At 75.0% G+C, this 23583-nt stretch carries 21 protein-coding genes; 11 read left to right on the top strand and 10 right to left on the bottom strand.

The window, feature by feature from the left end:
* Positions 1–17: 17 nt before the first annotated feature.
* On the top strand, positions 18–641 hold the full coding sequence (locus tag BMX74_RS18430) for a TetR/AcrR family transcriptional regulator (RefSeq protein ID WP_091101731.1): 624 nt from the start codon (positions 18–20) through the stop codon (positions 639–641).
* A 41-nt stretch (positions 642–682) separates the two neighbouring features.
* Here BMX74_RS18430 and BMX74_RS18425 read toward each other — a convergent pair whose 3' ends face one another.
* The 4 genes from BMX74_RS18425 to BMX74_RS18410 form a co-directional block, all read right to left on the bottom strand.
* Positions 683–1243, bottom strand: a complete 561-nt coding sequence (locus BMX74_RS18425; protein WP_055501119.1) for a DJ-1/PfpI family protein — start codon at positions 1241–1243, stop codon at positions 683–685.
* Between the two features lie 34 nt (positions 1244–1277).
* On the bottom strand, positions 1278–1682 hold the full coding sequence (locus BMX74_RS18420) for a RidA family protein (protein ID WP_055501120.1): 405 nt from the start codon (positions 1680–1682) through the stop codon (positions 1278–1280).
* Between the two features lie 71 nt (positions 1683–1753).
* Complete coding sequence (locus BMX74_RS18415; protein WP_091101729.1) at positions 1754–2698, bottom strand: PDR/VanB family oxidoreductase; 945 nt, start codon at positions 2696–2698, stop codon at positions 1754–1756.
* Positions 2699–2731: 33 nt separating this feature from the next.
* Positions 2732–3748, bottom strand: a complete 1017-nt coding sequence (locus BMX74_RS18410; protein WP_091101726.1) for an aromatic ring-hydroxylating oxygenase subunit alpha — start codon at positions 3746–3748, stop codon at positions 2732–2734.
* Between the two features lie 190 nt (positions 3749–3938).
* On the opposite strand from BMX74_RS18410, the gene BMX74_RS18405 reads away from it, so the two are divergent.
* The gene (locus BMX74_RS18405) at positions 3939–4571 is read left to right on the top strand and encodes a TetR/AcrR family transcriptional regulator (protein WP_055501122.1); all 633 of its coding nucleotides are present in this window, start codon (positions 3939–3941) and stop codon (positions 4569–4571) included.
* 86 nt (positions 4572–4657) lie between these two features.
* Here the strand turns inward: BMX74_RS18405 and secD are convergent, their stop codons facing one another.
* Entirely contained in the window at positions 4658–6901 is a 2244-nt protein-coding gene (secD, locus tag BMX74_RS18400; RefSeq protein WP_055501123.1) for a protein translocase subunit SecD, read from the bottom strand.
* 36 nt (positions 6902–6937) lie between these two features.
* Positions 6938–7414: a hypothetical protein gene (locus tag BMX74_RS44165; RefSeq protein ID WP_091101723.1), complete on the bottom strand. Its 477-nt coding sequence runs from the start codon at positions 7412–7414 to the stop codon at positions 6938–6940.
* Positions 7415–7524: 110 nt separating this feature from the next.
* Here BMX74_RS44165 and BMX74_RS18390 point away from each other — a divergent pair, with 110 nt between their 5' ends.
* The 4 genes from BMX74_RS18390 (at position 7525) to BMX74_RS18375 (ending at position 10044) form a co-directional block, all read left to right on the top strand.
* The gene (locus BMX74_RS18390) at positions 7525–7902 is read left to right on the top strand and encodes a hypothetical protein (protein ID WP_055501125.1); all 378 of its coding nucleotides are present in this window, start codon (positions 7525–7527) and stop codon (positions 7900–7902) included.
* A gap of 237 nt (positions 7903–8139) precedes the next feature.
* Complete coding sequence (locus tag BMX74_RS18385; protein WP_055501126.1) at positions 8140–8505, top strand: TraR/DksA C4-type zinc finger protein; 366 nt, start codon at positions 8140–8142, stop codon at positions 8503–8505.
* Positions 8502–9656 carry a rod shape-determining protein gene (locus tag BMX74_RS18380; protein WP_091101719.1) on the top strand — a complete coding sequence of 385 codons (1155 nt, stop codon included), beginning with the start codon at positions 8502–8504 and terminating at the stop codon, positions 9654–9656. Before BMX74_RS18385 ends, BMX74_RS18380 begins: the two co-directional genes overlap by 4 nt.
* A 58-nt stretch (positions 9657–9714) precedes the next feature.
* On the top strand, positions 9715–10044 hold the full coding sequence (locus tag BMX74_RS18375; RefSeq protein WP_055501128.1) for a TraR/DksA family transcriptional regulator: 330 nt from the start codon (positions 9715–9717) through the stop codon (positions 10042–10044).
* Positions 10045–10124: 80 nt separating this feature from the next.
* Here BMX74_RS18375 and nhaA read toward each other — a convergent pair whose 3' ends face one another.
* The gene (nhaA, locus tag BMX74_RS18370) at positions 10125–11489 is read right to left on the bottom strand and encodes a Na+/H+ antiporter NhaA (RefSeq protein WP_091102002.1); all 1365 of its coding nucleotides are present in this window, start codon (positions 11487–11489) and stop codon (positions 10125–10127) included.
* 199 nt (positions 11490–11688) lie between these two features.
* On the opposite strand from nhaA, the gene BMX74_RS18365 reads away from it, so the two are divergent.
* From BMX74_RS18365 to BMX74_RS18355, 3 genes are all read left to right on the top strand, one after another.
* Complete coding sequence (locus tag BMX74_RS18365; RefSeq protein ID WP_177227412.1) at positions 11689–15204, top strand: WD40 repeat domain-containing serine/threonine protein kinase; 3516 nt, start codon at positions 11689–11691, stop codon at positions 15202–15204.
* A 144-nt stretch (positions 15205–15348) separates the two neighbouring features.
* Positions 15349–15978, top strand: a complete 630-nt coding sequence (locus BMX74_RS18360; RefSeq protein WP_055501131.1) for a TetR/AcrR family transcriptional regulator — start codon at positions 15349–15351, stop codon at positions 15976–15978.
* A 1-nt stretch (position 15979) separates the two neighbouring features.
* Positions 15980–16465: a DUF6653 family protein gene (locus BMX74_RS18355; protein ID WP_055501132.1), complete on the top strand. Its 486-nt coding sequence runs from the start codon at positions 15980–15982 to the stop codon at positions 16463–16465.
* Here BMX74_RS18355 and BMX74_RS18350 read toward each other — a convergent pair.
* Both BMX74_RS18350 and BMX74_RS18345 read right to left on the bottom strand, forming a co-directional pair.
* Positions 16455–17123 carry a response regulator gene (locus tag BMX74_RS18350; protein WP_091101713.1) on the bottom strand — a complete coding sequence of 223 codons (669 nt, stop codon included), beginning with the start codon at positions 17121–17123 and terminating at the stop codon, positions 16455–16457. The two genes, BMX74_RS18355 and BMX74_RS18350, sit on opposite strands and share 11 nt — an antisense overlap.
* Positions 17120–19651: an ATP-binding protein gene (locus BMX74_RS18345; RefSeq protein ID WP_055501134.1), complete on the bottom strand. Its 2532-nt coding sequence runs from the start codon at positions 19649–19651 to the stop codon at positions 17120–17122. The genes BMX74_RS18350 and BMX74_RS18345 overlap by 4 nt, the downstream gene beginning before the upstream one ends.
* A 232-nt stretch (positions 19652–19883) precedes the next feature.
* Here BMX74_RS18345 and BMX74_RS18340 point away from each other — a divergent pair, with 232 nt between their 5' ends.
* The gene (locus BMX74_RS18340) at positions 19884–21197 is read left to right on the top strand and encodes a wax ester/triacylglycerol synthase domain-containing protein (RefSeq protein ID WP_055501135.1); all 1314 of its coding nucleotides are present in this window, start codon (positions 19884–19886) and stop codon (positions 21195–21197) included.
* 45 nt (positions 21198–21242) lie between these two features.
* Here the strand turns inward: BMX74_RS18340 and BMX74_RS18335 are convergent, their stop codons facing one another.
* The gene (locus tag BMX74_RS18335; RefSeq protein ID WP_055501136.1) at positions 21243–22481 is read right to left on the bottom strand and encodes a PP2C family protein-serine/threonine phosphatase; all 1239 of its coding nucleotides are present in this window, start codon (positions 22479–22481) and stop codon (positions 21243–21245) included.
* 476 nt (positions 22482–22957) lie between these two features.
* Here BMX74_RS18335 and BMX74_RS18325 point away from each other — a divergent pair, with 476 nt between their 5' ends.
* The gene (locus tag BMX74_RS18325; protein WP_091101709.1) at positions 22958–23428 is read left to right on the top strand and encodes an SDR family NAD(P)-dependent oxidoreductase; all 471 of its coding nucleotides are present in this window, start codon (positions 22958–22960) and stop codon (positions 23426–23428) included.
* The last annotated feature ends 155 nt before the right edge of the window (positions 23429–23583 follow it).

Here is a 23583-nt window from a genome sequence, read left to right as displayed (position 1 = left end):
AGCTTAAGCTAATACCCATGGCTGACATTTCCGGTCGCAGGGCCCGGCGGCGGGCCGAGACGCAGGAGGAGATCCTCGGCATCGCGCTCGACGTGATGGCGGAGGAAGGGGTCGCGGGGCTGAGCCTGTCCACCGTGGCCAGGCGGCTCGGCGTCCGGCCGCCCTCGCTGTACAAGTACTTCCCGTCCCGCCACGCCGTGTACGACGCGCTGTTCACGCGCGGGCAGGAGGGCTACCTGGCGGCGGTGCGCGGGGCGGCGCGGCCGCACGAGCCGGGCCTCGACGCCATGCGCGCCGCCCTGGCGGCCGGAGCGCGCTGGATCATGGACAACCAGACCCTCGCCCAGCTCCTCTTCTGGCGTCCCGTGCCCGGCTACACGCCGTCGCCCGAGGCCTACGCGCCGGCCCTGGCCGTCCACGAGCACTTCGCCGGGCTCGTACGCGGGGCCGTCGCCCGGGGTGAGCTCCACCCCGACGCGGCCGGGCAGGAGGGCCTCGACCTGGCCTCCAGCCTCATCGCCGGCGTGGTCTCCCAGCAGCTCGCCAACGAGCCGGGGGCCACGTACGACGAGGGCCGCTACACCCGGCTCGTCCCCCGCCTCACCGCCCTCCTGGCGGCCGCCTACCCGCCCGCCCGCTGACCGGCGGCCGCCGGTCAGCGGGCAGGCGCCGCGCGGGCCGGTCAGGCCGGGGCGTGCTCCCTCAGCAGGGCCACGACCTTGCGCATCCACGCCGGATGGGCCGGCCAGGCCAGCCCCGAGACCAGGTTGTCGTCGACGACCACCTCGTCGCCCGAGTAGCAGGCGCCCGCCGCCTCCAGGTCGGCGGCGACGGTCGGCCAGCCCGCCGTCCTGCGGCCCTTCAGCGCTCCGGTCGCGGCGAGGATCAGCGGCCCGTGGCACTGCACCGCGACCAGCTTCCGCTCGCCGATGAAATGGTCGACGATGCGCCGTACGTGCGTGTCGTAGCGCAGGTACTCCGGCGCACGGCCGCCGGGGATGACGAGGGCGGCGTAGTCCTCGGGGCGGACGTCGCAGAAGGCGAGGTCGGCGTCCCAGAGGTAGCCGGGCTTCTCGGTGTAGGTGTCGAAGCCCTCCTCGAAGTCGTGCACGACGAGCTGGATCTTCTTCTTCGAGGGCGCGGCGAGATGGACCTCGTGCCCCTCCTCCAGCAGGCGCTGGTACGGGTACACCGTCTCCAGGGCCTCGGAGGCGTCGCCGGCGAGGATGAGTACGCGTGCCATGGGTGTCTCCTTGCGGTGTGGTGCGGCGGGGCGGCTAGCGCCTGACGGCGGTCGCGGTGATCTCGACCAGCTGGCCGGGGTGCAGGAGGCGCTGCACCTGCACCCACGTCGCCGCCGGCGGGGCCGCCCCGAAACAGGCGCGGAACAGGTCGGCGTGCGCGGTCAGCCCGTCGATGTCGGTGGTGTACACGGTGAGCGCCACGACGTCGGCGAGCCGGGCACCGGCCTGCTCCAGCGAGCGGCGCAGGATGTCGAGCTCGAACTCCGTCTGGCCCCGCAGGTCTCCCGGGCAGACGAGTTCGAGCGCGCCGACCTCGCCGCGCAGGGGCGTCATCCCGGACAGGTGGACGGTGTCGCCGGCGACCACGGTCTGCGCGAACGCGAAGGTGTCGAAGACCGACGCGCCGAGATACCCGGACGCGGACAGCTGGGCGGACATGGGGGGTCCCTTCTTCTGAGCCTCTCCTCGGAGAGGCGACGGGGCGGGCGCGCCGCGTGCGCGCGGCGGCCCTACAGGTCGATCACGAGCCGGGACGAGGAGCAGCGGGAGACGCAGAGCATCATGCTGGTCCCGGCGGCACGCTCGGCGGCGGAGAGCACGGAGTCCCGGTGGTCGGGCACCCCGTCGAGCACCTTGGTCTCGCAGGACCCGCAGGTCCCCTGGTAGCAGCTGCCGAGGTCGGCCAGCCCCGCGCCCTCGACGACGTCGAGGATCGAACCGCCCGCCGGCACGCGCAGCGTGACCCCGGAGCGGGCGAGCTCCACGTCGAACGCCGTGTCCGACGCCGTGTCGGACGCCCTGCGGGGCGGCGCGGCCGGGGCGAAGCGCTCGACGTGGAGCGTTCCCCGACGGTCGCCGGGCCACAGCTCCTCGACCGCGGCGATCAGCCCGGCGGGGCCGCAGCAGTACACCGCCGTCCCCTCCGGCAGGCGCTCCAGCTCCGCCCGCAGGTCCGGAAGCCCCTGTTCGTCCTGCGGCCGGACGGCGACGCGGTCGCCGTAGGCGCCGAGCTCGCCGAGGAACGCCATCGAGGCTCTGCGCCTGCCGCCGTAGAGCAGCCTCCAGGGGACGCCGGACAGCTCGGCCCGCCCGATCATCGGCAGCAGGGGGGTGACGCCGATCCCCCCGGCGACGAACAGGTACCGAGGCGCCGCGACGAGGGGAAAGGCGTTGCGGGGCGCGCCGACGGTGACGAGCCGCCCGACGCGCAGCGCGTCGTGGATCCACTGCGACCCTCCGCGCCCCCCGGGTTCGCGCAGCACCGCCACGCGCCACTTCCCGGTGTCGCGCGGGTCGCCGCAGAGCGAGTACTGGCGGACGCCCGCCGGGGTGCGTACGTCCACGTGCGCGCCGGGCTCCCAGGCGGGCAGCCGCGCGCCGCCGGGGTCGGCGAGGGTGACGGAGACGACGTCCTCGGCCTCCCACCGCAGTTGCAGGACGCGCAGCTCGGTCATCGTCTTCTTCCGTGCCGGGCGGGGGCCACTGGCTCAGTTGATGAAGTCACGGGACGGGTGGGTCCGGGGGAAGTCCCGTACGTACTGCAGGAACCGGTTGAGCGCCTTGTCGCTGCGGGTCGTGGTGCCGGGCCGGAACCGGATGGTGTTGAGCACCGGGCGGTCGTCGGCGACGATGCTCTCCTCCAGGGCCTGCACGGCGTCCAGGAACTTCTCGGTGTCGTCGTCCGACGCGTCCTCGCGGCGCGCGGCCAGCACGAGGAACGACGTGATCGACCCGGGCCGGGGGATCCCGAACGGCATGACGAACCCGAACCAGCGGCCGTTGACCGAGCCCGACTGGTAGAAGATGTTGGTCGCGGTGATGCCGAGGTCGTAGGCGATGGGGTCGCCCGAGGGCAGGCGGCCTTCGAAGGCGTACCGGAACGAGTGGTCGGTCCAGGTGAAGTCGTCGGGGTCGGGGTCGCCGTGGTCGAAGGTGATGCCGTGCAGCGCCTTGATGTGCTGGATGTCGGGCGTGTTGGCGCAGAAGACCCACGGGTCCACGGGGAAGACGTCGTCCATCTCCAGGGTCCGCACGACGAGCTCGTCGTCGGGGAAGGGGAAGTCGGGCAGGTCGAAGGTGGGGGTCTCGCCGTTGAAGGCCCACACCAGCCCGTACCGCTCCTGCGCGGGGAAGGCGAAGAGCCGCGCGCGGGCCGGCGCGGGGTCGCCGCAGCCGGTGGCCACGCAGCCGCCGTCGGCGTCGAAGCGCCAGTGGTGGAAGGCGCAGCGCAGCTGCCCCTCGTGGACGTCGCCCACGGAAAGGTCGGCGCCCAGGTGGGGGCAGTAGGCGCTCAGCACCCTGGCCGCCCCGTCCGGTCCCCGGTGCACGACGACGCGGCCGTCGAGGAAGTCGCGGCCCACGACCTTCCCGGCGGGGACGTCGGAGGACAGGCAGATCGGGAACCAGGTCTGGGAGAATCCGCCTTCACCCTCGGGCGGGATCGGCGGGGCGAGGACGCGCCGGCGGGCCGGGGGCGCGGACGGTTCGAAGGACGTTGCGGACATGGAGACTCCCTACTCCGCACGGTGGCGGACGCGGAATGCCCGGGAGCACGGCTCCCGACAGGAAGGTTAGAGTAAATGCTCTAGCCGCTGGCTCTAGAGTATTAGCTCTAGAGGAGGCGGTGTCAACGACGGCAAGGGGGCGCCGTCCCTCCACGCGGGGGCGCGTCACGAACAGAGGACGACAGGAGCCATGGCGGGTACGAAGGACCGGATCCTCGAGGGCAGCCTCGAGCTGTTCAACAGCAGGGGCGTGCAGGCGGTGACCACCAACCACATCGCCGACCACCTCGGCATGAGCCCCGGCAACCTCTACTACCACTACAGGAGCAAGGAGCACATCATCCGTTCCCTCTTCGAACGGATCGACGCCGAGGCCCGCGCCGTCATGGCACCGCTGCCGAACCCCGTGACCCCCCAGCAGTGGGCGGACGTCTTCCTGCGCGGCCTCGACACGGTGTGGCGGTACCGCTTCTTCTTCGCCAACATCGTGGAGATCGCCGGGCGGGACGAGCTCCTCGCCTCCCGCCTGAGGGCGCTGACCGGGTGGATCCTCGACTGGACCACCGCCGCGATCGACGGGCTGATCGAGCAGGGCTCCATGGCGGCGCTCGCGCCCGACGACCGGCGGCGGCTGGCGGAGGACGTCTTCATCATCATCTGGAACTGGACGAGCTTCGCGGTCGCCTTCCGCGGGCACACGCGGCTGCACGAGCTCGACGCCCGTGAAGGCGTGCTCCACTCGATGCTGCTGCTCACGCCGCACTTCGAGCCGGCGTTCGCGGCCGGGGTGCGGGAGGCCATCGACCTGGCCACGGCCGGCTGACGTGGCGCGTCCCCCGCCGCCCGCGACGGGCGGCAGGGGACGCGCGACTCCGGGAGCGGGTGCCGTGCTCCCGGGGACGGGCGCCGTCAGACGACGGCGCCCGAGCCCTCGCGTCGGCGCGGAGCCTTGGGCTTGGCCGGTTCCGGCGGGGGCCGCCGGTTGAGCCGTTCCAGCCCGATCGCCGCGGGACCGGCGACGAACGCCGACGACGCCGTCCCCGCCACGATGCCGACGATCAGCGCGATGGCGAAGTCGTGCAGCGAGTCGCCGCCGAACACCGCCAGCGCCGCCAGGATGAACAGCGCGCCAAGACCGGTGTTGACCGTACGCGGCACCGTCTGCAGGATCGCCGCGTTGACGATCCGTTCGAACGGCTCGCCGCGCCGCGCCGCCCACATCTCGCGCACCCGGTCGAACACCACCACCTTGTCGTTGATCGAGTAACCGATGATGGTGAGCATCGACGCCAGGAACACGCCGTCCACGGGCTTGCCCAGCCACGCGAACGCGCCGACCACGGCGGCCACGTCCACGACGAGGGCGAGCACCGTGGCCGCGCCGAACGTCCACCTGAACCTGACCGCGAGGTACACGAGCTGGGCGGCCAGCGCCACGCACAGCGCGATGAGCGCGTTGCGCCGCAGTTCCTCGCCCAGACTCGGGCCGATCAGCTCGTCGCGCTGCTTGGTGACGTCGCCGAAGCGGGCGTCGAGCGCCTGCTCCACGGCCGCCACCTCGGCCGCGCTGATGGGCCCCGTACGCACCGAGACGGCGTCGCCCGACGCCTGCACGACGGCCGACGGGTACCCGGCCTCGGTCACGACCTGCTTGGCGGCCTCGGCGGAGACCGTCCGGCCGGTCGCGAACTCGACGATGCGCCCGCCGGTGAACTCCACGCCCAGGTTGAGCCCCTGCGTCCACAGCCCGGCGACGGCGGCGGCCACGAGCACGGCCGCGCCGGCCAGCCAGACCTTGCGGCGCGCCATCAGGGCCGGGTCACGCCTGGTCACCCAGTTCCTGACCCGCCCGGCCCCGCCGAGCCCCGACAGCCGCGGCCCGACCCGTCCCGCCACGGGCTGGGCGAGCGCCCGCGTGATGACCATCGCGGAGACCAGCGACGCGAGCACGCCGATGGCGAGCGTCACGCCGAACCCGCGCACCGGGCCCGACGCCAGCCAGAACAGCAGCCCGGCGGCCAGGAGCGTGGTGACGGCGGAGTCGGCGACCGCGCTCCACGCGTTGCCGAAGCCGCGCTGCAGCGCCGCGCGCAGTCCCCGCTGCGGCGCCTGCGCGTACTCCTCCCTGGCCCGTTCGAAGACCAGGACGTTGGCGTCCACGGCCATGCCGATCGCCAGGACGAACCCGGCCAGGCCCGGCAGCGTGAGCGTCGCGCCGAGCGCCACCAGCGCCGCGTACGAGATGAGCCCGTAGGCGGCCAGCGCGATGGTGGCGAGCAGGCCCGACAGCCGGTAGACGGCGACGATGAACACGGCGGTCAGCAGCACCCCGGCGATGCCGGCCTGCGCGCTCGCCTCGATGGCGGCGGCGCCCAGCGTCGGGCCGACCGTGCGCTGCTCGACCAGCGTGAGCGGCACGGGCAGCGCGCCGCCCTTGATGAGCACCGCGAGGTCGCGGGCCTCCTCGTGGGTGAACGAGCCGGTGATCGAGGTGGAGCCGCCCGGGATGCCGGTCTTGCACGGCACGCCCTGGTCCACCTGGGGCGAGGAGATGATCTCGCCGTCGAGCACGATGGCGACCCTGCGCTTGGGGTCGCCGACGGCCTCGCAGGCCGCCGTGCCGGTCAGCCGCTGCCAGGCGGCGCCGTCGCGGAAGCCGACGGTGACGAACCAGCTCGGGCCGTACTGCGGGTCGCTGCGCTCGGAGGCGTCGGTCACGCCGTCGCCGCTGATGGCGGCGGGGCCGAGCGACAGCGGGGCGCCCGACTCGTCACGCAGGGCCTTCGTGTCGCCCTGCTCGGCCGGTCCGAGCACGGGGTGGAAGCTGAGCTGCGCGGTCTTGCCGATGGTGTCGACCGCCTTGCGCGGGTCGAGCACGCCGGGCAGCTCGACGATGATGCGCCGCTCGCCGGACCTGACCAGGGTCGGGTCGGTGACGCCCAGCGCGTCGGCGCGCCGCCTGAGCACGTCGAGCGCGCGGTCGGTGGCGTCGGCGTCGGCCTTGGCGGTGGCGGAGTCGCGGGCCTCGAAGACGAGCTGGGTGCCACCGCGCAGGTCGAGCCCGAGCCGCGGCGGCACGGTGAACGTGAGCAGGAATGCGGCGATCACAAGCGCACAAGCGACCGCCGCGCGCCATATCGGCGCACGTGACATGGAACCCTCCACGGGCTGAAAAGGGAAAAAGGGACGTCAGCGCGTCGTGGAGGGTGGAGCGCGCGCCGCGCCGCCCGCGGCGGCCGGCTGCGGCGGGGCGAGGAACGCGGGAACGGCGGCGAAGGACCGCCGGTGGTCGCCGCCGTGCCAGGCGTCAGGAGGGAGCGCCGCGGCGGCGGGCGCGGCGTGCGGCCCCGAGGGGACGCGGACGTGCGGGGTCGGGTCGTGATGGACGAGGAAGACGGTGTGGCCCTGCAGGCCCGCCCGGCCGGCCCCGTGGGCGCGGAAGACCGCCCGATGCGGCGCCGGCGGCTCGTCACCCCCGGTCGAAGGAGGCGCTGCGGCTCGCCCGTGGGCGGGGCCGCCCCCGTGGACCGCCCAGGCGCGGACGACGGCGTCGTGGACGCCGCCGGGAACGCCACCGGGAACGGGGCCGGCGACGTCGGCGCGCGGTCCGGCGATCGCGAACACCGACAGGAGGAGCAGCAGCGCGGCGGACAGCCTGGTGCGCACGGGCCCCTCCTCTCATCGGAGATCCACTCGCCTGACACCGGGGGTCCCGCACACCGTACCCCGGACGCCGCCCACATGCCTTTTCGCGCACGCTGGGCTATGGTCAACACATGACCGGCTCGTGGAGGACGCCACGGAGGTCCATCGCGTTCATCGGCGTGATGGGCCTGCTGCTGCTTGCCTTCCTGCTGGTCGCCTCCAGCCCCGCCTGGTACGGCAGCGACCCGGCTCACCGGTCGGCCGCCGCGTCCGGGCAGTCGTGGGCGCTCGGGGCGTCCGACGCGCAGCTCTCGGGCCTGCCTCCGCAGGGCGGCGGCGCCCGCGAGCACCACGTGCTCAGCCTGTGGCGACCGCTGCGCGGCGATCGCCACGCCCTGGCCGCCCACCTGCCGCTCCTGGCCTCGCCGGGCCTCGACCCCGGCGGCATCCGCGACCCCCAGCAACTGGGGCACCGCGCCGCCGGGTCGCGCAGCCCGCCGCTGATCTAGCCTTCCTTCTCCCGATTCCCGCCTCCGCGCCGCCGCGCGGCCCGGGGCCGTGCTCGCGCGCCCCGGGCCGTTCGCGCACGCCCCGGCCGCGCTCTCCGCGCGCCCGGGGCCTGCCGCGGGCACCGGCGCCGGAGGCCGCCACCGGCACGCCCGGCGCGTCCTGACGCGCCCGCGCGCCGCCGGGCAGCCGCGCCGCACGCGCGGCCCTTCACCATGAGCAAGGAGCGGATCATCGTCATGTCCGACGCCAGATCGGTTCACACGCATCTCCACGACTACGAGCGCCACCTCGCCCAGCTCGACCGGCTGCGGGCCATCCTGGAGGAGGAGCTCGCCGGCGCCCGTGGCCCCCGCGCGGCCCGCATCGAGGCGGCGCTCGACCGCATGGACCGCGGCCTGTACGGCGTGTGCGGGCGCTGCGGCGCCTTCATCCCGTACGAGCGGCTCCTCCGGACCTTCGACCGCCCGACCTGCGACGCCTGCGTCACCGGCCCGGACGCGGAGCACGACCGCCGGCCGGTCGCGCCCCGCGCCGGCACGGCCCCCGCGCCCGGCGGGGCGTCCCGGGGGCATCCGGGGCGTCCGGGCGTGGAGGCGGCATGAGCGCCCTGTCGCCGGTGTCCGCCGGGAGCGGTCGGCGCGGCTTCGTGGCGCTCGATCTGGGGACGTCGAGGACGCGTTCCCTGGTCGAGGGCGGCTTCGCCATCGCCGACCGGCCGTCGGCCGTCCCGCCCGCCCCGCGCGCCTCCGCCCGCAGGACGGTCCCCGGGGCCGGCGGGAGCCCGGTGGAATCGGCGCCCTCCGCCCGGTCCGGGACCCCGGCAGGGGCGACGGCCGCCACCACCGGACCCGCCGTGCGGCTCACCCCCCCCGCGGCCACGGCGGGCTGGCGGGGCGCCGTGCGCCGCCGGGGTCCCGCCCGGCCGCCGGCCTCCTCGGGGTCGTCCGGTTCCTCGGGATCGTCCGGTTCCGCGGGGGCGCCTGTCTCCGCAGGGTCGTCGCGTTCCGCGGGGGCGCCGCTCTCCGCCGGGTCGTCGCGGTCCGCCGGGGCGCCGGGCCTCGCCGAGGTTCCCGCGTCCCCGGGGGCCGAGGGGTTCGGCTCGGTCTGGCCCATCAGGCACGGCATGGTGGCCGATCCGGGGGCCTGCCACCGGCTGGCGCGGGTCGTCCTGCAGGACGCCCGCCTGGCCGGGACGTGGCCGCCGCGCCGCGTGCTCGTCGGGGTGCCCGTCGCCGCCACGGCCAGCGACCGCCGCGCGGTCAGGGTGGCCGTCGAGGAGGCCGCCGAGGGTCCGGCAGGGTGCGAGGTGGTCCTCGTCGAGGAGCCGCTCGCGGCGGCGGTCGGCAACGGCGTGGACGTCACGGGCTCGCGCCCGTGCCTGCTGCTCGACGTGGGCGCGGGCATCGTGGAGGCGGCCGCGATCCGCGACGGGGCCATCACCGACGCGGTGGCGCTGCAGCTCAGCGCCACGACCCGGTCGGGGCTGCCGCCGTACGCGGTGGAGGCCGTCGTCGAGATGACGGCGGGCCTGCTGCGCCGCCTGCCCGCCCACCTGCGTGCCGCCGTGCGGGACGACGGCCTGCTGCTGACCGGCGGCGGAGCCCCGCAGGCGGAGCTCGCGCACCGGCTGCGGGGCGCGCTGCGGATGCCCGTGACCGTCGCGCCCGAGCCCGCCCACGCCACCATCCGCGGCCTGGTCCGCCTGTGCCTGGAGCCGGCGCTGGCCGCCCGGGTCACCGCTCGCGGCCGCTGAGCCGCGGCTTCACCTTCTCTCGTCCTCACCATCTCTCGTCCAGGAAAGGACGTCTGCCATGACCGGAAACCACCTCAGCAGCGTGCAGACCCAGGCGCTGCGCCAGGAGCTGCAGGAGCAGCTGGCCCGGCGCAACAGCCAGCTGCTGGAACTGCAGGAGTCGAGCAAGGAGGTCAGCGCGGCCGACGGGAACTGGCAGGAACTGCTCGCCTCCATCACCGCCGCCGACCGCACCATCGCGGAGCTGGGCCAGGCCCTGGAGCGGCTGTCGGAGGGCACGTACGGCCGGTGCGGGCACTGCGACGCGGGCATCCCGTTCGAGCGGCTGAAGATCCGCCCGCTGGCCCGTTACTGCATCGACTGCCAGCGCCGCCACGAGGCGGCCTAGCCCAGGACCGGCTCCTGGCGCCCCCTCGCGTCCGGGCGTCAGGAGCCTCCCGCCGGGCCGCGCGCCGCGGTCCGGCGGGGTCAGGGGCGCTGGTAGGCGTCGGGGACGCCGTCGCCGTCGGAGTCCACCCGCTCGGCCTCCTCGATCAGCCGGTACGCCCGGTCGCGCAGCCGCAGGAGCACTCCCGCGACCAGCGCCGCCGTCAGGGAGCCGCCGAGGACGGCGACCTTGACGTACCCGTCGCGCGCGCTGCCCGCGCCGAAGGCGAGCTCGCCGATGAGCAGGGAGACGGTGAAGCCGATCCCGGCGAGGACGGCGAGGGCGGCGACGTCGGTCCAGGTGAGGCCCTCGTCGAGGTGGGCGCGGGTGAAGCGGGCCACCAGCCAGGCGGCGCCGAGGACGCCGAGCGGCTTGCCCAGGATCAGCCCGGCCAGCACGCCGACGGTGACGGGGTCCCGCAGCGCGGCCGCCAGGCCGTCCAGGCCGCCGAGCGGCACGCCGGCCGACAGGAACGCGAACACGGGCACGGCGACCGCGGCCGACAGCGGGCGGAAGCGGTGCTCGAAGTGCTCCGCCGGGCCGGGCCCCGCGTCCGGCCGCCCGTCCGGCCCCGCGTCCGGCCCCGCGTCCGGCCCCGCGTCCGGCCGCGCGTCCGGTACGGTCTCCGCCACCGGGCCGCCGCGCGGGTGGACGGGGACGGTGAAGGCGAGCAGCACGCCCGCGACGGTGGCGTGCACGCCGGAGGCGTGGACCAGCCCCCAGGTGACGGCGGCGAGCGGCAGCAGCAGCCACCACGAGCGCACCCCGCGCCGCACCAGCAGGCCGAAGACGGCGAGCGGCACGAGCGCGCCCAGCAGCGGCAGCACGGACAGGTGGGCGGTGTAGAAGACGGCGATGACGCAGATCGCCAGCAGGTCGTCCACGACGGCCAGGGTGAGCAGGAAGGTACGCAGCGCCGGCGGCAGGTGCCGGCCGATGACGGCGAGCACGGCCAGCGCGAACGCGATGTCGGTGGCGGTGGGGATGGCCCAGCCGCGTGCCCCGGCGCCGTCGCCCCCCGCGACGAGCAGGTACAGCGCGGCGGGGACGATGACGCCGCCGACGGCCGCCGCGACGGGCACGACGGCCTGGCGGACGTTGCGCAGGTCGCCGGCGACGAACTCGCGCTTCAGCTCCAGCCCGGCGACGAAGAAGAAGACGGCCAGCAGGCCGTCGGCCGCCCACGCGCCGAGGCCGAGGTTGAGGTGCAGCGCCTCGGGCCCGACCCGCAGGTCGCGCAGGGACTCGTAGGCGCCGGACCAGGGCGAGTTGGCCCAGACGAGCGCGACGGTCGCGGCGACGAGCAGCAGGGCGCCGCCGATGGTCTCCTTGCGCAGGATGGCCGCGACGCGACCGGCTTCGATCCAGGAGCCGCGGCTGAACAGGCGGGGCGGGACGGCGGGCACGGGCGCTCCGTTCGGGACGGTCGGCGGACGGCCGACGGACGACCGTATTCAGACATTGCCGACCAGACTTCCCGGCGCTCCAGTCCTAAAGCTATCAGTATCGGCAGTTATAGGGCGAAACATCACCCTCGGTGCCGCGAAACCGCCGCAAAGCGTCCCCGGCCCCACCCGCCGCCGGGATCACTGGTATCCAAGGGGCGTGGAACCGTTGGTGGCGGAGGACCCGCAGCGCGTCGGCGCGTACTGGCTGTCAGGACGGCTCGGCGCGGGCGGGCAGGGCGTCGTCTACGAGGCGTACGACGAGGCCGGCCGCAGAGTGGCGCTGAAGGTGCTGCACACCTCCGACGACAAGGGACGCGAGCAGCTGGCCAAGGAGGCGGAGGCCACCCGGCGGGTGGCGTCGTTCTGCACCGCCAGGGTGCTGGAGACGCGGCTCGACGCGGGCAAGCCGTACATCGTCAGCGAGTACGTGCCGGGGCCGAGCCTGCGCGCCGCCGGGCGGGTCTTCGCGGGCGACGACCTGCGCAGGCTGGGCACCGCCGTCGCCACCGCCCTGACCGCGATCCACGAGGCGGGCGTGGTGCACCGCGACCTCAAGCCGGACAACGTCCTGCTGTCGCCCGACGGGCCGCGGGTGATCGACTTCGGCATCGCGCGCACGGCCGACATGTCGCTCACGGCGACCGGGATGGTGACCGGCACGCCGACGTACATGGCGCCCGAGGTCTTCACCGGCACCCGGGCCGGCGAGAAGTCCGACGTCTTCGCCTGGGGCGCGATCATGCTGTTCGCCGCCACCGGCGAGGACCCGTTCAGGGCCGACGACCTCGGCGCGGTCATGCACCGGGTGCTGTCCTTCCACCCCGACCTCGGCGTGTTCCCGCCCGACCTGCGGCCCCTGGTGGAGGCGGCGCTAGCCAAGGACCCCGCGCAGCGCCCCCGGGCGCGCGACCTCCTGCTCGCGCTGCTCGGCGGCGGCCACGGCGCGGGCGGGAGCGGCCTGCTCGCCGAGGGCAGCCGGGCCGCCGGCGCGCTGCACCTGCCCGACCCGGCCGACCCCGGGCTCGGCACCCTCGCCGAGGACGCCTTCCTGGCGCTGGGCCCGCAGGCGCGCGAACTGGCCCCCGAGGTGTTCCTGCGCCTGGTCGCGGTAGACGAGGACGGCCGCGAGTCCAGCCGCCGCGCCGCCAAGGACGAACTGCTCCAGGGCCGCCCGCCGCGCGAGGCGGAGGCCGTCGAGCACATCCTGCGCGTCTTCTCGTACGTGGTGAGCGAGAGGGACGGCACCGTCACCCTGGCCAGGCCCGCCCTGCTGCGCGCCTGGCCGCGCCTGCGGCAGTGGGTCGAGGACGACCGGGCGGGTCTCGCCGTGCTCGCCCAGGTCAGCACCGCCGCCAGGGAGTGGGCGACCAACGGCCGCAAGGACGGCGACCTGTTCCAGGGCACCCGGCTGGAGCAGGCGCTGAGCTGGGCGGCCACCGGGCGCAGGCACGTCACCCTCACCCCCGAGGAGCGCGACTTCCTCGGCGCGGGCACGCTGCTGACGCGCAAGCGCGCCAGGCGCAGGAGGCTGACCACGGCCGCGCTGGGCGTGCTGCTGGTCGCGGCGCTCGCCGCGGGCGGGCTCGCGGTGCGGCAGGGCGCGGTCGCCGCCGAGCAGCGCGACCGGGCGAGCGGGCGTCAGGTGGCCGCGGAGGCCGGGAGGCTGCGCACCTCCGACCCGGTCGCGGCGATGCTGCTGAGCGTCGCCGCCTGGCGGCTCGCGCCCGGCGCCGACACCAGGGCCGAGCTGATGGACTCCCTCCACCGGCCCGAGAGCGCCGCCTTCCGCCAGCCGCCCGCCAAGGGCGTCACGCTGCGGGCCGTCAGCGGCGACGGGCGCGCGATGGCCAGCGTGAGCGAGGACGGCGTGCGGGTCTACGACGTGCGCTCGGGCCGGCGCACCGCGTCCTGGGCCTGGCCGCCCGGCCAGGGCAGGTTCCCCACGGGGGCGGCGCTCAGCCCCAGCGGGCGGCTGCTCGTCGTCGCCACGCCGACCGAGGTCACCGCGTACGACGCCATGACGGGCGCAGGGCGGGGCGAGCACCGCCTGCCCCAGGGCTCGCCGCTGGTGCGGGTGGAGTTCGGCGACCACGAGTGGACGGTCGCGATCTCGCTGGAGCGCGACCTCACCAGCCTGTGGGACGTGCGCGGCGGGCGCGCCGTGAAGGTGCCGCTCGACCTGGTGGGGAGCTGGGCCGTCTCGGCGGACGGCCGGAGGTTCGCGCTGGTCAGGCAGGGCGTGCTGCGGGTGCTGCGGCTGCCGGGCATGACCGAGGACGCCCGGCTCCGCAGGCCCTGCGGCGGGCTGGTCGCGTTCACGCGCGACGGCGCCCGGCTGGTCTGCGCGCGCGGCGTCATCACCAGGTACGACACGGCCACCGGCGCGCGCGTGCCCGTCACCGGTGGCAGGTGGACGTGGGCCGAGGACGGCTCGTCCGCCGAGGTGGACGACGCCGCGCGCCGCGGCCTGCGCTTCAGCCCCGACGGCGGCCTCCTGCTCGGCTTCGCCGACGACTCGGTCAGGGTGTGGGACGCGGCGACCGGCGCGCCGGTGTTCGCCCACCGCGCGGAGGGCCGCGCGTCGGACGCCTGGATCGACCCCGACCTGCGGACGGTCCGCTACCTGCAGGACGACACCGTGATCAGCCTGGACGTCGGCTCGCGCGTGGAGAAGGCGAGGCTCGGCGCGGGCGTCACGGCAGGGGCGGTGAGCCCCGACGGCCGCCTGCTGGCCGCTTCCGGCGAGCGGTCCCCCGTCACCCTGTGGGACGCCCGCACCCGCGAGCCCCTCGGCCCGCTGGCGGGGTCGCAGGGGGAGTGGGACAGGCTCGACTTCGACGCGCGGGGACGCACCCTGCTGGCGGGCAGGGCCGGCGGCCGGCTGTCCGCCTGGGACACGGCGACGAGGAAGCGGCTCTGGACCCGCGACCTGTCCACCGGGTCGCAGGCGTTCGAGCTGTCGGGCGTGGCGTTCGCCCCCGACGGGAGGACGGTGGCGGTCGCCGTCAACCGGCTGGACGCCCCCGCCGGCGGCGCGTGGCGCCTGGTCACGCTCGACGCCGCCACCGGGCGGCAGCTCAGGACGGCCGCACTGGAGACCGACGCGGGCGCCATCGCCTTCACCGCCGACGGGACGTCGCTGGTCTCGGCTTACGGCAGGATCCTCGACCCGGTGACCGGGCGCAGGGTGGGCGCCGGCTTCAACACCTCCGGCGAGAACGCGATCGTCGCCACCAGCCCCGCCGGGCCGCTGCTCGCCGTCACCGGCGCCGACGGCGCCGTCGCGCTCTGGGACTCCCGGCGCCGGCTGCCGCTGCCGCCCGTGCTGCGCGGCGTCGACACCGCCGCGCCGGCGCGGCTCGCCTTCTCGCCCGACGGGTCGCTGCTGGCGGCCGTGACGGCGTCCGACGCCGTCAACCTGGCGCAGATCTGGGACGTCGCCACCAAGCGCCGCCTGGCGACCGTCCGGCTCGGCGACGTGTTCGTCACCGCGCTGGCCTTCACCGACGGCGGCGCCACGCTGACGGCCGCCGGGCAGGACGGCACGCTGTCGCGGCTGCCGGTGTCGGGCGACCTGGTGGCGAAGGCCGTGTGCGCGCGAGCCGGCCGGGCTTTGACGCGGGCGGAGTGGGCCCGCCACCTGGGTGGCGTGCCGTACCGCGACGTCTGCTGAACCGCCCGCCGGCTGGGCCGTGCCGTTCCGCGACGTCTGCTGAAGCGCCGCCGCGGGCGGTCTCCCGGGTGGTGACGTCCCCCGCTGCGGAGGCGGTGCTAGGCTATGACCCAATATCCGATCCGGTCATAGCAGGGAAACGTCATGGCAGTCGCCTTCACGGCGGAGGAGCGGGCACGCATCACCGCCTGCCTGCTCGACACCGCCGAGGAGCTCTTCGCCGCCCAGGGACTGAAGAAGACCACCCTGGAGGAGCTGGTCGCGCCCGCCGGCATCGCCAAGGGCAGCTTCTACGCCTTCTTCGACTCCAAGGAGGAGCTGTACAAGGAGGTGATGATCCGCAGGGCGCCGCTCGTCGGGGAGCGGCTCGCGGCGTCGCTCGGCCGTCCGCCGGGGGCGGAGGCGCTGGCCGCCCTCATGCGCGACCTGGCCGACGTGCTCACCTCCGACCCGTTCTACCGGCGGCTCATCACCCGTCCCGACGAGCTCGCGGCCGTCGCCAGACGGGTCGGCCCCGACGAGGTCGCCCGGATCACCCCGTACGTCCTGACGCCGCTGCTCGACTACGTGGCGCGGGCGCAACGCGACGGCCTGGTGGTCCGCGACGCCGGCCCGGACGTGATCGTGGGCGTCCTGCGCGCGGCGGGGCTCGTCACCGTCAACCGCCACCTGTTCGGCGACGCGTACGAGCAGGTGCTCGACGCGACCGTCAGCGCCCTGGCCCGGGGGCTGACCACACCGGGCACCCACGGAACCGGCGAGAAGGGAGCATGACATGGACGGCGTCGCGAAGGTGGCGAGCGCGTTCAGGATGAGCGACGAGGCGTGGCGGCGGCACGCCAACCCGTGGAGCGTCTGGACGCGCTTCGCCGCGATCCCGCTCATGCTCCTGGCGATCTGGAGCAGGCAGTGGATCGGCTGGTGGTGCCTGGCGGGCGTGGCGGCCGTGGCCGTCTGGCTCTGGCTGAACCCGCACGTCTTCCCGCCCGTCTCCGTGCCGCGGAGCTGGGCGGCCAAGGGCATCTACGGCGAGCGGATGTGGCTGGAGGACAGGGGCGCGGTCTCCCCTGACCACCGCGCGGTGCTGCGCCTGCTGGTGTGCACCGGCCTGGCCGGGTTCGCCCTCGTCGCGTACGGCCTGGTGGCGCTGGAGGTCTGGCCGACCGTCTTCGGCGCCACGCTGGTCGTGTTCGGCCAGCTGTGGCGCATCGACAGGCTCGGCCTGCTCTACGAGGAGCGTTCGCGCGGCGTCACGGGGTGAACCGGTACCCCATGCCCGGCTCGGTGATGAGGTGCTCGGGGTGCGCCGGGTCGCGTTCTAGCTTCTTGCGCAGCTGGGCCAGGTACTGGCGCAGGTAGTGGGTCTCCTTGACGTGGCTGCTGCCCCACACCTGCGCGAGCAGGTAGCGCTGCGGGACCAGCTTGCCCGGGTTGCGCAGCAGGATCTCCAGGATGTGCCACTCGGTGGGCGTGAGCCGGACGCCGCCGGAGACGGTCTTGCCGGCGAGGTCCACGGTGTGCTCGCCCAGGGTGACGCGTACCGGCTCGCTCTCGTGGACGGCCGTGCGGCGGGTGACGGCGCGGACGCGGGCGAGGAGCTCGCCGATGCCGAACGGCTTGGTGACGTAGTCGTCGGCGCCCGCGTCGAGGGCGTCGATCTTGTCCTGGCTGTCGGCCCGTCCCGACAGCACGACGATGGGCACCCGCGTCCAGCCGCGCAGGCCGTGGATGACGTCGACGCCGTCCATGTCGGGCAGCCCGAGATCGAGGACGACCAGGTCGGGCTGCCAGTCGGCCGCCTCGCGCAGCGCCGACGCGCCGTCGGCGGCCACGGCGACCTCGTAGTGGCGCGCGGCCAGGTTGATGCGCAGCGCGCGCAGGATCTGCGGCTCGTCGTCGACGACGAGGATCTTGGTCATGGGGCCGTCCTCGATGCGGGCAGGGTCACGATCATGGTGAGGCCGCCTCCCGGGGTCTCCTCGGGCACCAGGGTGCCGCCCATCGCCTCGGTCAGCCCGCGGGAGAGCGCGAGGCCGAGGCCGACCCCGCTGCCGTTGCCGCGGTCGCCGAGCCGCTGGAACGGCATGAACACCCGCTCGTGCTCCTCCGGAGGGATGCCGGGACCCCGGTCGATCACCCGGATCTCGACCCGGTCGCCGTGGCCGCTCGCGGTGACGAGCACCCGGCTCCCGGGCGGGCTGTGGCGCACGGCGTTGCTCATCAGGTTGACCAGCACCCGTTCGAGCAGGGCGGGGTCGGCGACGACCTCCGGCAGGTCCACCGGCACGCCGCTCTCGACCCGGCCGCGCAGCGGCCCGAGGTCGTCGATCGCGTGCGGCACGACCTCCTCCAGCGCCACCGGCTGCCGCGCCAGGCCCAGCACCCCGGCCTGCAGGCGGCTCATGTCGAGCAGGTTGTCCACCAGCCGTCCGAGGCGGTCGAGCGACTCGTCGGCGGTGGCCAGCAACTCGTCCCTGTCCTCCTCCGACCACCGCACGTCGGCGGCGCGCAGGCTCTCCACCGCGGCCTTGGCGGCGGACAGCGGGGTGCGCAGGTCGTGGCTGACGGCGGCGAGCAGCGCGGTGCGCATCCTGTCGGCCTCGGCGAGCGGCGCCGCCTGCTCGGCCTCCTTCCGCAGGCGCTCCTGACGCAGCGCCACGGCCGCCTCGGCGGCGAACGCCTCCAGCACCCGCCGGTCGCCGGCGTCGAGCAGCCGCCCGCGCGCGGCCAGCACCAGCCGCTCGTCGATCACCACGTCGGTGTCCGCCGCGGCCGGGCTGGTGCAGGGGGCGGCGCCGGACGTGGCGGCGATCCGCCAGGCGTCCGGGTCGGACCGGTCGTCGGGCGCGGCGTCGCCGCGGCGTTCCAGCAGCGTGACCGAGGACAGGCCGAACGTCTCACGCAGCCGGCCGAGCAGCGAGGGCAGCGCGGCCTCGCCGCGCAGGACGTGCCCGGCCAGGGTGGACAGCGCCTCCGCGTCGGCCCTGGCCCGGGCCGCCTCCCTGGTGCGCCGCGCGGCGAGGTCCACGATCGCGCTGACCGCGACCGCCACGACGACGAACACGACGAGGGCGAAGAGGTTCTCGGGGGAGCCGATCGTCCAGGTGTGCAGGGGAGGCGTGAAGAACCAGTTGAGCAGCAGGAACCCGCCGACGGCCGCGGTGACGGCGGGCCAGGTGCCGCCGATCAGCGCCACCGCGATCACCAGGCTCAGGTAGAGCAGGATCTCGCTGGGCAGCGCGAGCGCGCCCGCGAAGGGCAGCAGCGCCAGCGTCAGCGCGGGCATGCCGAGGACGGCCGCGGCCCAGCCGGCCAGCCTGCGCCTCCTCGTCAGCGCCGCCCGCGACGTGGACGGGCGCGCCCGCCCGCTCCCCGCCTCCTCGTGCGGCACCATGTGCACGTCGATCGAGCCGGACAGCGCCGTCGTCCCGACGCCCACGCCGGGGGAGAGAAGCTGGGCGAACCTGCCCCGCCTGGACGCCCCCAGCACGAGCTGGGTGGCGTTCACCCCGGAGGCGAAGTCGATGAGGGCGCGCGGGACGTCGTCGCCGATCACCTGGTGGTAGGTGCCGCCCAGCGACTCGACGAGCGCGCGCTGCCCGGCCAGGTTCGCCGGGTCGCCCCCGGCCAGGCCGTCGGCCCCGGTCACGTGGACGGCCAGCAGGCCCGCGCCCCTGCCCCGGGCGGCGATGCGGGCGGCCCGCCTGATCAGCGTGTCACCCTCGGGCCCGCCGGTCAGCGCCACCACCACCCGCTCGCGCGCCTCCCAGGTGCGTTCGATGCCGTGGGCGGCCCGGTAGCGGTCGAGCTGCTCGTCGACCGTGCCCGCCACCCACAGCAGCGCCAGCTCCCGCAGCGCGGTGAGGTTGCCCTCACGGAAGTAGTTCGACAGGGCCGCGTCGACCTTCTCCGGCGCGTACACGTTGCCGTGCGCCAACCGGCGGCGCAGCGCCCCCGGCGACATGTCCACCAGCTCGACCCGGTCGGCGCGGCGCACCACCTCGTCGGGCACGGTCTCGCGCTGCGCGATGCCGGTGATCTGCTCGACCACGTCGTTGAGCGACTCCAGGTGCTGGACGTTCACCGTGGAGACCACGTCGATGCCCGCCTCCAGGATCTCCTCGACGTCCTGCCACCGCCTGGCGTTGCGCGAGCCCGGCACGTTCGAGTGGGCCAGCTCGTCGACCAGCACCACCTTCGGCGCGCGGGCGACGACCGCGTCGACGTCCAGCTCGGTGAACACCGCGCCCCGGTGGGTGACCGTCCTGCGCGGGACCACCTCCAGCCCCTCCAGCAGCGCCTCGGTACGCGCCCGGCCGTGCGTCTCGACGAAGCCGACCACCACGTCCCTGCCGCGCTCGCGCGCCCTGCGGGCCTCGCCCAGCATCGCGTACGTCTTGCCCACCCCCGGGGCCGCCCCCAGGTAGATCCGCAGCCGTCCGCGCATGTCACCCCTCGCAGAACGCCGGGCCGGGCTGGGGGCCCTGTCCGTGCCGCCCCCGGACAGCCCTCACCCGACGCGCCGCATTCTACCTTCATGCCCTGATAGGGGCGGTGAAGGCGCCGTCCCGGGCGGGGGCGGCGCGTGTGTCCGCGGCCGCGCCGCGGGCTGCCTGTGTTACCTGTTGGAGGCGACTGATCACGTGACTCGGCGGGGGGAAGGCGATGAGGGTTGCCTCGTGCGGCGCGGCGGCCGGGAGCGCCGTCCGCTCCCCATGACCGGCGCCGCCGGTGAGGACGTCCAGGGGCAGGAGCGGCGCCTGCCCCCGCTGCGGCTCGGGCCCGTCGACCTGGCGCTGCTCCTGGAGGGCGACGCCGTCCCCGACGAGTCGTACTGGCATCTCGGCGTCGCCGCGCGCCTGCCGGGGCCGCCGCCGGGCAGGGAGGTCGTGCGCGAGCTCCTCGCGCAGGCCGCCGACCGGCTGCCCGCGCTGACGTACCGGCCGGCGGGGCGGGGGGCGCGCGCCCGGTGGGAGCCCGACCCGGACTTCGACGCCGCCCGGCACCTCACCTACCAGCGGGTCCTGCCCGGTGAGCACGTCGAGCAGGCCGTGCTCGACGGGCTGCGGCACCCGCTGCCGCGCGACCGCCCGCTCTGGAGCCTGCTCGTGCTGCACGGCCACGCCGACGGCGAGCACGTCGTCTGCTACCGGGCGCACCACGCCTTCCAGGGCGGCGCGGGCGCCGCCACGGTGTTCCGCTCGCTCCCGATGAGCCGCCGCCTCCCGCCTCCCGCGCCGTCGCAGCCGCCACCGCTCCTCAGGACGGCCGCCGGGCTGCTGCCGGCCGTGCCCGAGCTGCTGCGGCTGCTCGCGCCCCGGGCCCGCTGGCACGACGGACGGACGCCCGGGGGCCATGGGCGGTGGATGCGGACGGTCCGCCTCGACGGCGGGCCCTTCAGACGGCTCGCCGCCGCCACCGGCGCGACCGTCGCCCAGATCAACCTGGCCGTGCTGAGCGGCGCGCTGCGCGCCTGGTCGCCGCACCTGTGGAGCGGGCCGGGCGGAGGACGCCGCCGAGGGCTGACGATCTGGCTGCCCGTCGGCCGCGGCGAGGCCGGGCGTCCGGGGCCGGGCAGCCGCACCGGCCTGATCGCGGTCACGCTGCCGTGCGCCGAACCCTCGCCGCTGGGCCGGCTGCGCGCGGTGATGGAGCAGGCCCACCAGGAGCGCGCCGAGCGGGTCCGCGAGCGGCAGGCCCTGGCCGACCACGTCCCGCACCTGTGGATGCGCGCCGCCCGCCACGTCGGACGGCGGGCCGTCAGGAACCGGGTGGTCGCGACGATGCTCCAGGCGCCCGCGACGACGCCGGTGAACGCCCTCGACACCTTCCCCGTGCCCGTGCTCCCCGACGGGGTGCCGCTGGCCGCGGCCTTCCTCGACCTGGGCCGCGCCGTGACGGTCTCGCTGGTCGCGCGCACCTCGCTCCCGCGCGCCGAGCAGCTCCCGCCCCTGCTGGAGCAGGCGCTGGAGGAGCTGGCCGGCCACGTCTGAGAGCAGCGGAGCGGCCGGCACCCGGGCCCGGCGGCGCGGGCCGCGTCAGCACGCGTGGGCGGCGGACGGGCCGTGCCACTCGGTCAGCAGCACCGTCGCGTCGTCCTGCAGCCGCCCCTCGTTGTAGTCCAGGACGTCCTTGACGAGGCGGCGCAGCGTCTCCGGCACCGGCATGCGGGACGCGCAGTGGCGGATGATGAAGTCGACGAAGCGGCTCATGCCGAACTCCCTGCCCTCGCCGCTGCCCGCCTCGACGATGCCGTCGGTGTAGAGCAGCAGCCGGTCGTCCGGTTCGAGCTGCTCCTTGCACACGACCACGGGCAGGTCGAGGCTCATGCCGATGGGGTGCGCGGGCGGGCACTCCAGGGTGGTGACCCACCGGCCGCCGCGGATGACGACCGGCGGGTGGTGGCCCCGGTTCACCCAGGTGAGCTCGCCGGTGCGCAGGTCGAGGTCCGCCATGACGGAGGTCAGGTACCGGGTGTGCTCCCCGAGCTCCCGCACCAGCAGCTCCTCCACGGCCGCGCTGTTGCCCGCGAGGTCCATGCCCTGCCTGCGGTGGTTGCGGGAGGCGGCCATGGCGAGGTTCGCGGCGAGCCCGGCGGCCAGGTCGTGCCCCATGGCGTCGAAGATCGCCAGGTGGAGGGTGTGGTCGTCCAGGGCGTAGTCGAAGGCGTCGCCGCCGATCTCGTACGCGGGTTCCAGCACGCCGCTGACCGTGACCTCCGGGTTGGCGAACGTCATCGGCGGCATCAGGTTCCAGAGCATCTCGGCGGCCACGTTCATGGGCCGCGAGCGCACGATGCGGGCGTAACCGTCGCTGTAGGGGCGGCTGTGCACCACGATCAGCCCCACGAGCGACGCCAGGTCGCGGATGACGGTCTCGACCTCCTCCGGGGGGCGTGAGGTGTGCACGCGCAGCACGCCCAGGCGCTGGGTTCCGTCGAGCAGCGGCACCCACCAGCAGAGGACCTCCGTGTCGGTGGTCTTGCGCAGGACGCGCACCTCCTGGAAGGCCCGCCCGCCGTAGGTGGAGTCGATGCGCAGCTCGTCGGGGGCGTCGTCCGCCGCGACCGCGCCGCCCGAGGGCGGCGGGAGGTGCCAGTGGGCGCCGAGCCTGCGCAGCACGGTCTGCTGGATGTCGGCCAGGTAGATGACGACCTGGTCGATGCCCGCGATCCTGGCGTGCTCGCTCACGACGCCGGGCAGCCGGTCGAGGGTGACCTGATGGCTGGCCTGGAGGAGGCCCGACATCATGCGGTCCACGGCGTCCTGGACGGTCATCCGGCTCCCTTGCCCGGCGGACGGGCGGCTATGGGGGGAGCGGTTCCCGTTTTCGGCAAAGGCTCTGCCAGCTCACCGAAACCCTTCTCGATGAAGGAAAATCGTGACCAATCGCTTGTTACCTGATCAGAGCTCAGTGGGTGCTCACGATCCGGGAGTTCCCAGAAACAGGGGGTCCTCCGGGTTGGTGACACGGTTCGGCTTCCGGTTCGCGTTCCCGAAAAGCTCTCAGTTCCACCGTCCCGCGCTCGCCGCGGTGCTCCTGCTCCTCCTCGGCGCCGCGCGGCCCGCCCTCGCCGACCCGCCGATCACACCGCCCTCTACACCGCCGACCCGGCGGCCCTCGTGGTCGGCGAGACGCCTGGGCGGGCGAGGTCGAGCGCGGCGCCGGCGGCCGCTACAACTGGTACGCCCCGGTCAACGGCGACGGCTGGATGGACATCGGCGTCGCCGTCGGCGGCAGCCCACCAGTGTAGGTGAACAACGCAGCCACGGCGACCGCTGGGCCGCTGGCCCGCGCCACCGATGACGACTTCGACCAGTACCTGCAAGCCAACGTGCGGGCCACGTTCGTGGCGCTGCGCGAGGCCGCGCAGCGCATCAGCGACCACGGCCGGATCATCTTGATCTCTTCCGCGCTGACCGTGTCGCCGCTGCCCGGCATGGCGCTGCTGGCCGCCAGCAAGGCCGCCGGTGACCAACTCGCCCGCACACTGGCCTGGGAGGTGGGCTCCAGATCCGTCACAGTCAACAGCGTCCTGCCCGGCCTGACCCGTACCGACGTCATCGACAGCGTGCCCCCGCACGTCATTGACGACGCCGAAGCCCGCACACCTGGGCCGCCCGGGCGAACCAGCCGACATCGCCGACGTCGTAGCGTTCCTGGCCTCCGACGCCGCCCGCTGGATCACCGGCAGACCATCAACGCCGCCGGAGGCATGATCTGAACGAGTCGGCGTCGTGCCAGGGCCGGATGGCCACGATCCTGAAGACCTCGGCCGTAATCACCGGAGCGTCCGCAAGCTGGTTCCCGCGGTGATGGTCGGGTGACCGGCGGGGTCGAGGGGCGGAGCCGCTGCGCCCGCTGTACCAGGGTGAGGAG

It is taken from the genome of Nonomuraea pusilla, from assembly GCF_900109355.1.
GTDB classification, from domain to species: domain Bacteria; phylum Actinomycetota; class Actinomycetes; order Streptosporangiales; family Streptosporangiaceae; genus Nonomuraea; species Nonomuraea pusilla.
Note: the sequence above shows the minus strand (reverse complement) of the source record. Positions and strands in the feature narration are given on the sequence as shown.